Source organism: Pyrobaculum calidifontis JCM 11548 (assembly GCF_000015805.1).
Classification (GTDB): domain Archaea; phylum Thermoproteota; class Thermoprotei; order Thermoproteales; family Thermoproteaceae; genus Pyrobaculum; species Pyrobaculum calidifontis.
In genome coordinates, this window is sequence record NC_009073.1 from 1930876 (window position 1) to 1944226 (window position 13351).

The following is a 13351-nucleotide window of genomic DNA, read 5'->3' on the forward strand; positions in this document are numbered from 1 at the left end:
CTTGTCTTCGGCCAAAGTATAAAAATGGAAACACAGAGAGATGTATGCCTAAGTTCGACGTCATTTTAACCGCAGACCGCTCCATGATGTCTAACTACCACCGTAAGGAGTTTCTCGGCTTTGGGACCACTGGGCCTATCTTCGTGGAGTTGCCGTTTGGGCTATCTGAGAAGTTCCACTCTTTCCTCTTTGCGCCTAAGCTCAAGGTAGACAAATGGGGGAGGCCGCTTGAGGCGCCCTACGGCATGCGCAAGATTGAGGCCAAGCTGCTGGACGCGGGCATCAACGCCGCCGTGATAGACCCAGACCACGTCCACAAGTACATACACGAGGCCAAAGTGCTCATGTTAAGCCACCACGACTACTTTGGCCTAAACCCGCCCAGTAGCACGTGGGGGGTCATAGTGGGCAAGGAGCCCATGAACGCGTTATTCTTCAAGAGGTTCATGGAGAGACTGGCCCCCCATATAGCTAAAGCGAAGGCGTCCAACGGGCTCAAGGTAATAGTGGGGGGCCCAGCCGCGTGGCAGTGGCTCTACTTCCCAGAACTAGTGGAGCGCTGGGGCATAGACACGATCTTCGACGGCGAGGGGGAAAAGCTCGTAGTTGAACTTGTGAAAAACGCCCTCGAGGGGAAGCCGTTGCCTAGATATGTCTATGTGGGCGTCTCCGAGGCTCCCGACGTCTCAGAGATCTCCGAGATAAAGTACCCCAGCATAAACGGCTTAGTAGAAATTGGGAGAGGCTGCCCAAGGGGATGCGCCTTTTGCTCTGTGACGCTGAGGGCAATGAGGTGGTACCCCCTCGAGAAAATAGAGAAGGAGCTGAGGATAAACGCCGAGGCCGGCGTAGTGGACGGCATATTGCACTCAGACGAGGTCCCCCTCTACGGCTCCTCCGGCGTTGAGCCCAGGCCCGACAAGCTGATCGAGCTCCACAAGCTTGCCAAGAGGTACTACAGAAAGGTGGGGTGGAGCCACTCGACGTTCGTCGCAATTTACCACGGGGAGAAGAAGATGGGGAAGCTTTTCACAAAGCTCTCAGAGATCATCCTGGACGAACATCAGGACTGGTGGGGAGCGCAGATAGGACTGGAGACTGGCTCAATAAGGCTGGCGCGGCGGATAATGCCCGGCAAAGCTGCCCCGTACAAGATTGAGCAATGGCACGAGATTGTAGTCGAGGCCGCCGCAATTATGCACGAGATAAGACTTATACCGGCGATTACACTAATCGTGGGTCTGCCGGAGGAGGAGCCGGAGGACGTGCTAGAGACAATAGAGCTAGTGGAGAAGCTGAGACCCTACAGGAGCTTGATAGTGCCACTGTTCTATGTCCCCATGAGCCACGTAAGATCTGACAAGACTGGCTGGCTGGACAAGTTAAGCCTCTACCCCGAACACATAGATCTGCTTAAAGCCGTGGCCAGACACTCGATCTTCTGGGCGCGCGACATTGTGAACAAGTACTACTTCAAGGGGCCTCAGTACTTCCTACTCCGCCGCCTAGTCAACTTCTTCATATCCTACGTCGACAAGAGAATCGCCGAATTGGAGGACTACGTGGAGCGCTACAAGGCCGAGCTTAGGGAGAGGAGAGAGAGGGAGAGGAGGGGGGTGCTGGTGTTCACCCAGTAGCTCGGAGCCTCGCCTCAATTTGTTTTCTCAAGTCGACTTCTACCCCCACATGCGCTATTCCCAACACCTTGGCTAATAGGCAAGCCAGCCCGCACTCTCTGCAACATTCTAGTTTTAGCTCCTCGTCGCACTCTATCTCTCCCCCATTTTTACAGAACACTTCGCTGAGCATTTGCCACACTTCGTCTAGAAACTTGGCGCGGGGACTCCTAGTGGAGAAGGCTAGCGAGTTTGTAATTCCGTATAGGTCTGTTATATATAGTATGGACTTCGCTTGAAGCCGGGATGCGAGCGATGATATACACGGGAAATTCCTAGGCTTGAGATCCCCGCCGCACAGCTCTAAAACCTTCCTGAATTCGTTTAAGACGTCGTCGCTGGCCTCTACATACGCGATGACCCCTCTCCTCCAGTCCACAAGCGCGGCGCCTCGTCGCATGTCTCTCAGCGTTGAGTTTTATAAATTGATTTCTTCAAGCGCGTCATGGCAGAGCTGTGCTTCGCATGTACAGACAGAGAGTACGCAGTGCCTGTGGTAAACGTAACCTGTACTATATGTAAAAAGACTGTGAGCTGGCGCGAGGCGGTTAAGCACTATGCAGAGCACGGCAAGAGAAGCGGCGACAACGTGGCTTGTCCTCTGTGCGGCGCTAAGGTGAAAAGCCGCGAGTATAGGCGCCACGTGAGGATGCACTTTGTTAAAAGGAGGGAGAGGGGGTACATGTGCGGCGTGTGTGGGAGGTCGTTTATCACGCTGAGGTCGTTGCTTGTGCATATACAGAAAATGCATGAATGAAATTGTCCAACTTTTTCTCCTCATTTGGCCCCCCTATGTCGCAAACGGGTCGGCTGTCTTAGCCGCAAGACTGAGGCGTAGACACCCCCTAGACTTTGGCAAAAATTTTCTCGATGGGAGAAGGATTTTTGGAGATGGCAAAACCTTTGAGGGAGTTGCCATCGGCGTATCTGCGGGCACGCTACTGGGCTATGCGCCAAACCTAGCCTACAGCTATTTAACGCTTCTTGACGCATTTCTATTGGCCACAGCGGCCATAGTCGGCGATTTGCTTGGGGCGTTTGTTAAAAGGCGGTTGTGCATGCCCAGGGGCTACCCGGCATTTCCCCTAGATCAGCTCGACTTCCTCCTCATGGCCTTGCTGGTGTATAGCCTATACAGAGAGCTACACATCCCGCTTCTCCTAGCCGCGGTGGTTCTGACGCCCGTAATACACCGCGCTACAAACTACGCGGCTTACAAGCTGAGGCTTAAGAAGGAGCCTTGGTAAAAGATAAAAAGTCGGAGAATGCTTTACGCAATGCACATTGTAGTTGGCGACGAGTACACAGTGGCGCTGTTTAAGCTTCTGGGATTTGAGGGCAGAGTGATTGAGGACCCCCACAGTGCCCTGGATTTTATTAAAAAGGCTCTCCAGAACTACGATGTAATATTCCTCACGTCTACTCTTGCCAAGGCGGTTCGAAGAGAGCTAGACGATCTGCGTATGGCTAATCCACGCAAGCTTCTAGTGGAGGTACCCAGCGTCAAAGAGGGCATGGAGAGAGAGGTCAACTATCTACAAATAGTACGACAAGTGCTCGGCGGTTGAGATTATTTAAAAACCTTCACAATAAGTGCGGCGATGTCGCTTTTCGAAGATTTAATCAACGCAAAGATCAAGGAGCTGGAAGATCTTAAAAAGAACCTGTTAATCGATGTTGAGACTAAGATTAGGAAGGAGGCCGAAGCCGTCGTGAACAAGTCGCTTGAACGAATAGCCACGGTGGAGAGCGAGACGTTGCTTGAAAGAGAGAAGATTTTGTATGACGCCGTTGTTGAATCGAGGAAAATGATCGCAGAGACCTATGAGTCTCTACTTCAAGACCTCATAAATTCAATATACAATGAAATAGAGAGGATGAGGGGAAGCGAGCGTTATATAAACTTCCTCTCTAGACTCCTTGAAAACGCAGTAACCTACATCCAGTCAAAAGAAGTGGTGATTTACGCCTCCCCTAAGGATAGAGGCGTTGTAGAAACCTTGGCAAGGAAGCTTGGTCTGTCCGGACTCATAGCAGAGAGGGATATGAAGGGCGGCGTGGTGGTGGCGTCGAAAGACGGCTCCATTGTAGTCGACTATTCGATAGAGTCCATTATAGCTAACAAGGTGGAAGAGATAAAACACCTCCTCTACGAGATGACTTATGAGCGGTAGAATAGAGTATATATCGGGGCCCGTTGTTAAGGCTGAGCTACCCGGCGCGAGACTGTACGAGCTGGTCTTTGTGGGAGAGCTAAAGCTCTTTGGAGAAGTGGTTAGAATCCAGGGAGACAAGGCGTTTATACAAGTATATGAGGACACCACCGGGCTTAAGCCGGGCGAGCCTGTGGAGAGAACTGGCGAGCCTCTAAGCGCCTGGCTGGGGCCTACTATCCTCGGAAGAATTTATGACGGTGTCCAGAGGCCGCTTAAGGACATAGAGAGCATCTCTAAGAGCCCGTTTATAGCCCGGGGCATCGGCTACGACAAGGCGCCGCCGCTCGATTTAAATGCTGTGTTTGACTTCAAGCCAGCAGTTAAGCCAGGCGACTTTGTGCAACCCGGCGATGTGTTAGGCTCGGTTAAGGAAACCGAGCTTATAACCCACTACATAACCTATCCCCCTCTGCCAGAGAACGCGCCTGGCGAAGTGGAGTGGGTCGCCGATGGAAAATACAAGGTAGACGACGTAATTGCCAGGATTAAGACAAAGCGGGGCGTAGTGGAGGTCAAAATGTGGCATAAATGGCCCGTGAGAAGGCCTAGGCCATTCCGTGAGAAGCTCCCGCCAGTGGAGCCGCTTATCACAGGCGTGAGAGTTATTGACACAATGTTCCCAATTGCCAAGGGAGGGACGGCGGCGGTGCCGGGGCCATTTGGCTCTGGGAAGACTGTTATGATAAGGACTCTCTCCATGTTTGCCCAGAGCAGGATAATTATTCCAGTCTTATGCGGCGAGAGAGGAAACGAGGCGGCTGATGCCCTCCAGGGTCTATTGAAGCTGAAGGACCCATCAACTGGCAGGCCTCTGCTAGAGAGGACCACCATAATTGTAAATACGTCAAACATGCCAGTGGCCGCGAGAGAGGCGTCTGTGTACATGGGCACTACCTTGGGCGAGTACTTCAGAGACCAGGGATACGACGTGTTGGTGTTGGCTGACTCAACTTCGCGCTGGGCTGAGGCAATGCGTGAAGTGGCGTTGAGAATTGGCGAAATGCCATCGGAGGAGGGGTACCCGGCGTATCTGCCCACCCGCCTTGCCGAATTTTATGAGAGAGCTGGACGCGTGGTCCTAATTGGCAGCGGGGAGAGAGTGGGCTCGTTGACCATAGCGGCCTCCGTCAGTCCCCCGGGCGGAGACTTCACAGAGCCCGTCACGTCTAACACACTGCGCTTCATAGGAGCCTTCTGGCCTCTGTCGCCGAGGCTTGCATACTCCCGCCACTACCCCGCCATTGACTGGCTCATGGCTTTTTCGCGGTATGTCGACACGGTGGAGGTTTGGTGGAGTAAGAACGTTTCGCCCGAGTGGAGGCGTATAAGAGACGTATTGCAGTCGATCTTAGTTAAGGAGGCTGAGCTACAGGAAATTGTAAGAATTCTGGGCACAGAGGCGCTCAGCGAGTACGAGAAGCACATTCTCAACGTGGCATTTATGATAAGAGAGGGCTTCTTGAAGCAGGATGCATACAACCCGGTGGACACGCCCACCTCGCCCATTAAGCAGTTCCTCTTGATGAAGGCGATATACGTCTACTACGAGGAGGGGCTCAAGGCCATTGAGGCAGGGGTGCCCGCGTCTATTTTAAGAGAGCTAGACACTGTGAAGCGTCTGCCAAGGCTTAGAATGGAGCTCACCAACGATGTGGCAAAGGAGGAGCTTACCAAGTTTATAGAGGCGTTAACAAGCGAAATTAGGTCTACAACGGCTGGCAGAAGGCCATAATTTTTTAAAGGGCTAGTTAAGTCGTCACGTGTCTAAACAGACGCTTGGAGTAAGAGATGTGATACTAATTCCAAAAGAGGAGGCCAAGGCCTTAATGAGGCAACTGAGGCTAAGGCCTTGGCAACTTCCGTGGATTAGGGCAAGTGACCCACTTGCAAAATCTGTGGGAGCAAAGCCGGGGGATGTATTGAAGATCGTTCGCGATTCGCCTACCGCAGGCGAGGCGGTGGTTTACAGACTCGTGGTGCCTGGGTAACTTTTTAAAATACTTACTACGGGGGTCACAATGGTCGACTTGCTCCCCCTCCCGATACTCTCTAAGGATGGCGATGGTGAGTTTCCTTCCCGGGACGACAGGTGGGCGCTTGTTGAGAGATTTATTAAAGATAAGGGGCTTGCGAATCACCAGATAAAATCGTTTAACGATTTTCTAGACAAAAGGCTACCGCGCATTGTTGAAGAGTTTAAGGTTGTCGAAACTGAGATCAAGGGGCTTAAGCTGGTATTGGAAAAGATCGAGGTGGGGTGGCCTAGGATAAAGGAGAGCGACGGCTCTGAGTCTTTGATATACCCCATGGAGGCTCGACTTAGAAATGCCACCTACGCCGCGCCTCTTTATCTCACCGCGACGCTGTATGTCGATGACGAGCCTTATGTCACCGAGACTTTTTACATAGGTGAGTTGCCTATTATGGTTAAGTCTAAGAGGTGTAACTTGACGAGGCTAAAGCCCAGCGAATATGCGAAAAAGTTCGAAGACCCGCAGGATTTTGGAGGGTACTTCATCATCAACGGCAGTGAGCGCGTTATAATCTCACAGGAGGACTTAGTAACAGACAGGCCAATATACGACGTAGGCGATAAGCCTTCTGTAAAATTCCTAGCAAAGACGATCTCCACGGGGATTGGGTATAGGAGTACATTGACCGTGGAACTGAATAAAGACGGCGTTATATACGTCACGCTTTCCGCAATGCCTGTAAAAATCCCGTTCCCAATATACATGAAGGCCTTAGGCCTAGAGACGGATGAAGATGTGGTGAAAGCTGTCTCAGACGACCCCGATATTCAGAAAGAGCTTCTCCCCTCGCTTATCGCGGCGAATCAGGTGGCTATAACTAGGGAAGACGCGCTCGACTACATAGGCGGCAAAGTTGCAGTGGGCCAGCCGCGGCCTGTGAGAATTGAGCGTGCGCTTCAGTTGTTGGATAGGTACTTCCTCCCGCACCTTGGCACAACTACCCCAGACGAGAAGAAGCAACAGGAAATTAGGCTAAAGAAGGCGCTTATGCTAGGCCAAATAGTCAAAGGGCTTGTCGAGCTTCAACTTGGCCGTAGAAAGCCCGACGATAAGGACCACGTGGGGAACAAGAGGGTTAGACTTGTCGGTGACTTAATGACGCAACTATTTAGAACCGTATTTAAGCAGTTTCTGCAAGAGCTAAGGAGTCAGCTTGAGAAATACTACGCTAGGGGGAGGATACCTCACATCCAGACCATAGTTAGGCCAGACATTATCACTGAGAGAGTGAGGCAGGCGCTCGCCACGGGCAACTGGGTTGGAGGCAAGACCGGCGTCTCGCAGATACTAGACAGAACAAACTACTTGTCCACGTTGAGCTATCTAAGGCGAGTAGTCTCGTCGCTTTCAAGGACGCAGCCACATTTTGAGGCCCGCGACTTACACCCCACCCAGTGGGGCAGGCTGTGCGCCGTCGAGACGCCGGAGGGTCAAAACGTCGGCCTAGTAAAGAACTTGGCCCTTCTCGCCGAGATTACCACAGGGGTAGACGAGAGAGAGGTTGAACAACTACTGTACAACTTGGGGACTGTGCCTGTGCTCAAGGCCCGCGAAGACGGCATACGCGGCGCAGAGGTGTATCTCAATGGGCGGCTCATAGGGATTCACCCCAACGCCGAAGAGCTTGTCGCCACTGTGAGAAGCCTTAGGAGGCAGGGGAAGATAAGCGATGAAATCAACATAGCCCACATAAACGGCTCTGTACTGGTCAACTGCGACGGCGGCCGCATTAGGCGGCCTCTCCTGGTGGTTGAAAACGGTAGGCTGAAGCTTACAAAAGACATAGTGGAGCGCGTGAGAAAGGGAGACTTGACTTGGGACGACTTAGTGAAAATGGGCGTGGTGGAGTACCTAGACGCAGACGAGGAGGAGAATGCACACATAGCTGTAGACCCCAGAGGGGATCTGTCCGGCTACACGCATGTGGAAATAATTCCATCGGCCATACTTGGCGCAATAGCCTCCATAATCCCCTACCTAGAACACAACCAGTCTCCGCGCAACCAGTACGAGGCGGCAATGGCAAAGCAGTCCCTTGGACTTCCGCAGTCCAACTTCCTCTACAAGCTGGATTCGAGAGGCCACATGTTGTACTACCCCGAGAGGCCCATTGTGACAACTAGGGGACTTGAGCTGGTGGGCTACTCCAAGAGGCCGGCTGGCCAAAACGCCGTAGTCGCCTTGTTGACATACACTGGGTACAACATAGAAGACGCCGTAATCTTAAACAAGGCCTCTGTAGAACGCGGCATGTTCCGCTCAGTCTTCTACCGCACTTATGAAACAGAGGAGCAGAAGTACCCCGGCGGCGAGGAGGACAGGATAGAGGTCCCCGACAGCTCTGTCAAAGGCTACAGAGGGCCCGAGGCCTACAGCCACTTAGACGAAGACGGCATCGCGCCGCCCGAGGTCTATGTGAGCAGCAACGAGGTGCTTATTGGGAAGACGTCTCCGCCGAGGTTTTACACAACGCTTGAGACCGAGCGCATTCTCAAGGAGAGGAGAGACGCGTCTGTGGCCGTGCGGAGGGGAGAGAAGGGCATTGTGGACAGGGTCATCATCACTGAGTCTCCTGAGGGCAACAAGCTGGTGAAAGTTAGACTTAGAGAGCTTAGAATCCCCGAGCTTGGGGACAAGTTTGCCTCGCGCCACGGCCAAAAGGGCGTCGTCGGCATGTTGCTTAGGCAGGAGGATATGCCGTTTACAGAAGACGGCATAGTGCCCGACATAATTGTCAACCCACACGCGCTCCCCTCGCGTATGACCGTGGGCCAGCTCCTGGAGAGCATAGCCGGCAAAGTGGGCGCCGCCACGGGGCAATTGGTAGATGCGACGCCGTTCGAGGGCGTGGGGGAGGAGGACTTGAGGAAGTTGTTGTTAAAGCTGGGCTTCCGCTGGGATGGGAAAGAGGTCATGTACAGCGGGATCACTGGGGAGAAGCTCGTCGCCGACATATTCATAGGCATAGTGTACTACCAGAAGTTGCACCACATGGTGGCCGACAAGATTCACGCAAGGGCGAGGGGGCCTGTGCAGATATTGACAAGGCAGCCCACCGAGGGGCGTTCGCGCGAGGGAGGCCTTAGGCTTGGCGAAATGGAGAGAGACGTCCTCATAGCGCACGGCGCCTCTGCGCTTTTGTACGAAAGACTCGTCGAGTCGAGCGATAAGTACGTCATGTACGTGTGCGAGTTGTGCGGATTGCCCGCGTACTTAGACGCTAAGACAAATAAGCCGAGGTGCCCCATACACGGAGACACTGGCCAATTTGCCAAGGTGGTAGTCCCATATGCGTTCAAGCTACTGCTTCAAGAGCTAATGGCACTTGGAATTTACCCCAAGCTTGAGCTTTCCGAGGTCTTAGACTAGTAGCCTTTTCGGGGTAAGGAAGCAGAAGAAGTCTGGATAGGCAGAAGTGGTAAACACAGCGATCATGTCTGTCATCGTGCCGACAAGAGGCTGAGTCTTTAGGGCGTTACTCGCGTTCGCAGTCCATGACCTCGCGTGGCTCCCACGAGCCGCGTGGGCGAGGCGGAAGCCCTTAGCCGCGCTAGGCTAGGGGCGCGGCGTAGATTAAACTTTATATATTGTTTTGTATCTACCGCCGTGTCCTTAAGGGAGGCCCTAGATAGCGTACCTCGCAAAATCATCAAGTCCATTAGGTTCGGGATCTTAAGCCCCGACATGATTAGGAAATATTCAGTGATGGAGGTCACCACGTCGGAGGTGTATGACGAGGGCGGGCTTCCCGTGAGGGGCGGCATTGCAGATAGGAGGCTTGGCGTGTCTGAGCCAGGCGCTAGGTGCGAGACCTGTGGTCAAACACATGACGTCTGCCCAGGCCACTTTGGGCACATAGAGCTGGTAAAGCCTGTGATACATGTGGGCTATGCGAGGATTATCTACGACGTGTTGAGGGCTACGTGCCCCAACTGTGGCAGAATAATGCTCAAAGACGAGGAGATAAAGAGGTACAAGGAGAGACTTGATAGACTTAAGGGCAGGTGGAGGTTGTTGGCTCAAAACCTACAGGAGAAGATAAAGAAGAAGGCGGCGGAGCGGGCCACATGTCCACACTGTGGGTATAAGAGGAACAAGGTGAGGTTTGAAAGGCCTTACTACTTCTACGAAGAGACGGAGAACGGCGCCTTGGTTAAGCTGGACCCGGAGACGCTCAGAGAGCGGCTCGCCAAGGTGCCAAATGATGACTTAGAACTTTTAGGCATAAACCCAGTAGTGGCTAGGCCAGAGTGGGCTATACTCAAGGTACTGCCTGTGCCTCCGCCGCACGTGAGGCCGTCAATCCAGCTTGAAACAGGCATAAGATCTGAAGACGACTTGACGCACAAGCTTGTGGATATCATTAGGATGAATGAGAAGTTGAAAATAGCCCTTGAGACAGGCGCCCCCACGAACGTCGTGGACAACTTGTGGGACCTCCTCCAGTACCACGTGGCCACTTACTTTGACAACGAGCTCCCCGGCATACCCGTCGCCAAACACAGAGGGGGGAGGCCGCTGAAGGGGATTGCCCAAAGGCTAAAGGGGAAGGAGGGGAGGTTCAGAGGGTCTCTCTCAAGCAAACGCGTTAACTTCTCCGCGAGGACTGTCATAAGCCCCGACCCCCACATCAGCATAAACGAAGTCGGCGTGCCCATAGACATAGCCAAGGTCTTGACTGTGCCAGAGAGAGTCACCACGTGGAATATAGATGCACTGCGTGAGTACGTGCTCAGGGGTCCCGAGGCGTGGCCCGGGGCCAACTACGTAATTACGCCAGAGGGGAGAAGGATAGACTTGAGATATGTGAAAGACCGGAGGGCGCTGGCGGAGAGGCTGGCGCCCGGCTGGATTGTGGAGCGACACCTCGTAGACGGCGACATAGTGCTATTCAACAGGCAGCCAAGTCTACACAGGGTGTCAATGATGGGGCACTTGGTGAAGGTGTTGCCTGGGAGAACCTTTAGGCTTCACTTGGCCGTGTGTCCGCCCTACAACGCCGATTTCGACGGAGATGAGATGAATCTCCACGTCCCTCAGACAGAGGAGGCGAGGGCCGAGGCTAGGACTTTGATGTTGGTGGAGAAGCACATAATAACGCCGCGCTACGGCGGCGCAATTATTGGCGCAAGACAAGACTACATAATTGGCGCCTACCTCTTGTCGCATAAGTCCACGTTTCTCACCAAGAAGGAGGTGGCGTACCTACTCGGGGCTGGAAAGTCCGCGGAGGATCCGCCGGAGCCGGCCATTTTACACCCAGTAGAGCTGTGGACTGGCAAACAGATAATATCCCACTTCCTTCCAAAAGACTTAAACTGGGTTCAGCCCACCGCGTTTAAGAGCAAGTGCCAAGACGCATATACCTGCGACGGCGACGAGTGGATCATTGTGATAAACGGCAACTTGGTCAAAGGAGTTTTAGACAAGAAGTCCATAGGCGCCGAGCAAGTGGACTCGCTGTGGCACCGCATTGCGCGCGACTACCCGCCAGAGGTGGCTGGGAGGTGGCTCGACTCATCTCTCAGACTCTTCCTCAGGTGGCTAGATTTACGCGGATTCACCTTCGGCATGGACTCGGTGTACCTACCTAAGGAGGCATACGACGAACTGGACAAGCTAATAGAGAGCGGCTTGAAGAAGGCCGATGAGCTAATCCAAGAGTTTAAGAGCGGGAGGCTTGAGGCAATGCCGGGCTTCACAGTGGAGGAGACCTTTGAGAACAAGATTACAGAGGTGTTGTCGAGAGTCCGCGAAGACGCAGCAACCGTTGTTGAGAAGTACATCAGGAAAAATAGCGAGGGCTACCTAATGGCCAAGACGGGGGCACGCGGTAGCATTGTAAACATCGTGCAAATGGTGGCCACCCTTGGCCAGCAGACTATACGCGGCGAGCGTATAAGACGTGGATACCGAACGAGGACTCTGCCCCACTTCCCTGTGGGAGACATAGGCGCCTACGTAGGCGGCTTTGTCAAAAGCTGTTTTAGGTGCGGCTTATCTCCAGTGGAGTACTTCTTCCACGCAGCGGCGGGGAGAGACGGGCTGATAGACACTGCAGTACGCACCGCGCAGTCGGGCTACATGCAACGTAGACTTATAAACGCGCTTCAAGACGTCTACGTGGCCTACGACGGCACAGTGAGATTCAGCGGGTCAACTTTGCTCCAAGTGTTGTACGGGGAAGACGGCGTCGACGTCAGCAAGTCCGACCACGGAAAAGTTGCTGACGTAAAATCGCTTAGGCTATGGGTGCGGTAATCTCTAAGCAAGAGCTACTAGCAAAGATCAGGAGCATATTACCACAGCCAATATATAAAGAGCTGGAAGCGGCGGTTAGCGAATTAGACGAGGAGCGTGCCACTAAGTTGATATACCGCGTCCTAAGGCTTTACCTCGCGTCTCTGATAGACCCCGGGGAGGCCATAGGAATCGTTACGGCGCAGTCCATAGGCGAGCCAGGCACGCAGATGATTCTGCGCTCTTTCCACTACGCTGGTCTTAGGGAATTCTCAATGGCGAGGGGTCTGCCCCGCCTAATAGAGGTCGTCGACGCCAGAAGACACCCATCGACGCCTCTGATGTTTGTATACTTAAAGCCTCCCTACAATAAGACGCGGGAGGCCGCAGAAAAAGTTGCCAAGCAAATACAACAAGTAACTCTTGAGATGTTGACCAAGGAGATTGATGTAGACTATGTCTCAGGTACTATTAGCCTAGTTCTCGACCAAGAACAGTTAAGGTACAGAGGGCTGTCTTTAAAAGATGTGGAAAAAATTGTGTCAAAGGTCAGGGGGAAGGATTTGAGCATCTCCATGAAGGGGAATGTAATAGTTGCCTCTCTTGCGGTTCCAGATATTTTAAAGATTAAGAAAGCTAGAGATAAATTGCTACAAGTAAAGATATCTGGGATAAAGGGTATTAAAAAAGTAGTATTGCAGTACGATTCTAAGAATGACGAGTGGTATATAGTGACTGAGGGCACAAATCTTGAGGCTGTGCTACAGTTGGAGGAGGTGGACAAAGCGAGGACCTACAGCAACGACTTACACGAGGTTGAGGAGGTCTTGGGCATAGAGGCGGCGAGGACGTTAATAGCACACGAGATAAAACGTGTGTTGGACGAACAGGGCCTTGACGTAGATATACGCCACATGTACCTAGTGGCAGATGCCATGACTTGGTCTGGTAGAGTAAGGCCCATTGGCCGCCACGGCGTCGTTGGAGCTAAGGAGTCTCCACTCGCCCGCGCGGCGTTTGAGGTAACTGTTAAAACGTTGATAGAGGCCGCGGTTAGGGGGGAGGAGGAGCGCTTCAAAGGCGTAGTGGAGAACATAATTGCTGGAAAGCACGTGCCAATAGGCACGGGGATCGTCAAGCTCTTAATGCGATTTTGATAAAGCTTAAAAATTCCTCTTAATCGCGC

At 52.9% G+C, this 13351-nt stretch carries 11 protein-coding genes; 10 read left to right on the forward strand and 1 reads right to left on the reverse strand.

Annotated elements, in window-relative coordinates; all coding sequences use genetic code 11:
- Positions 1–44 precede the first annotated feature (44 nt).
- A complete protein-coding gene (locus PCAL_RS11055) occupies positions 45–1637 on the forward strand; it encodes a B12-binding domain-containing radical SAM protein (RefSeq protein WP_011850756.1) in 1593 nt (530 codons plus the stop codon).
- On the opposite strand, the gene PCAL_RS11060 is transcribed toward PCAL_RS11055, so the two are convergent.
- Positions 1627–2076, reverse strand: coding sequence for a hypothetical protein (locus tag PCAL_RS11060; protein WP_011850757.1), 450 nt, complete (start codon positions 2074–2076; stop codon positions 1627–1629). The genes PCAL_RS11055 and PCAL_RS11060 overlap by 11 nt on opposite strands.
- Before the next feature lie 45 nt (positions 2077–2121).
- Here PCAL_RS11060 and PCAL_RS11065 point away from each other — a divergent pair, with 45 nt between their 5' ends.
- The 9 genes from PCAL_RS11065 to rpoA2 all read left to right on the forward strand — a co-directional run bounded on the left by PCAL_RS11065 (position 2122) and on the right by rpoA2 (position 13322).
- Positions 2122–2433: a C2H2-type zinc finger protein gene (locus tag PCAL_RS11065; RefSeq protein WP_011850758.1), complete on the forward strand. Its 312-nt coding sequence runs from the start codon at positions 2122–2124 to the stop codon at positions 2431–2433.
- The gene (locus tag PCAL_RS11070) at positions 2426–2923 is read left to right on the forward strand and encodes a CDP-2,3-bis-(O-geranylgeranyl)-sn-glycerol synthase (protein ID WP_011850759.1); all 498 of its coding nucleotides are present in this window, start codon (positions 2426–2428) and stop codon (positions 2921–2923) included. Before PCAL_RS11065 ends, PCAL_RS11070 begins: the two co-directional genes overlap by 8 nt.
- A gap of 30 nt (positions 2924–2953) precedes the next feature.
- A complete protein-coding gene (locus PCAL_RS11075) occupies positions 2954–3244 on the forward strand; it encodes a V-type ATP synthase subunit F (protein ID WP_193322730.1) in 291 nt (96 codons plus the stop codon).
- A gap of 33 nt (positions 3245–3277) precedes the next feature.
- Complete coding sequence (locus PCAL_RS11080; RefSeq protein WP_011850761.1) at positions 3278–3850, forward strand: V-type ATP synthase subunit E; 573 nt, start codon at positions 3278–3280, stop codon at positions 3848–3850.
- Positions 3840–5624, forward strand: a complete 1785-nt coding sequence (locus PCAL_RS11085) for a V-type ATP synthase subunit A (RefSeq protein WP_011850762.1) — start codon at positions 3840–3842, stop codon at positions 5622–5624. Before PCAL_RS11080 ends, PCAL_RS11085 begins: the two co-directional genes overlap by 11 nt.
- Positions 5625–5652: 28 nt before the next feature.
- Positions 5653–5880 carry a DNA-directed RNA polymerase subunit H gene (locus PCAL_RS11090; RefSeq protein ID WP_011850763.1) on the forward strand — a complete coding sequence of 76 codons (228 nt, stop codon included), beginning with the start codon at positions 5653–5655 and terminating at the stop codon, positions 5878–5880.
- 30 nt (positions 5881–5910) lie between these two features.
- Positions 5911–9294 (forward strand): DNA-directed RNA polymerase subunit B, encoded by a 3384-nt coding sequence (locus PCAL_RS11095; RefSeq protein WP_011850764.1) that lies wholly within the window; start codon positions 5911–5913, stop codon positions 9292–9294.
- Between the two features lie 237 nt (positions 9295–9531).
- Complete coding sequence (gene rpoA1 / locus PCAL_RS11100; RefSeq protein ID WP_011850765.1) at positions 9532–12186, forward strand: DNA-directed RNA polymerase subunit A'; 2655 nt, start codon at positions 9532–9534, stop codon at positions 12184–12186.
- Entirely contained in the window at positions 12174–13322 is a 1149-nt protein-coding gene (gene rpoA2, locus PCAL_RS11105) for a DNA-directed RNA polymerase subunit A'' (protein WP_011850766.1), read from the forward strand. Before rpoA1 ends, rpoA2 begins: the two co-directional genes overlap by 13 nt.
- Positions 13323–13351 lie beyond the last annotated feature (29 nt).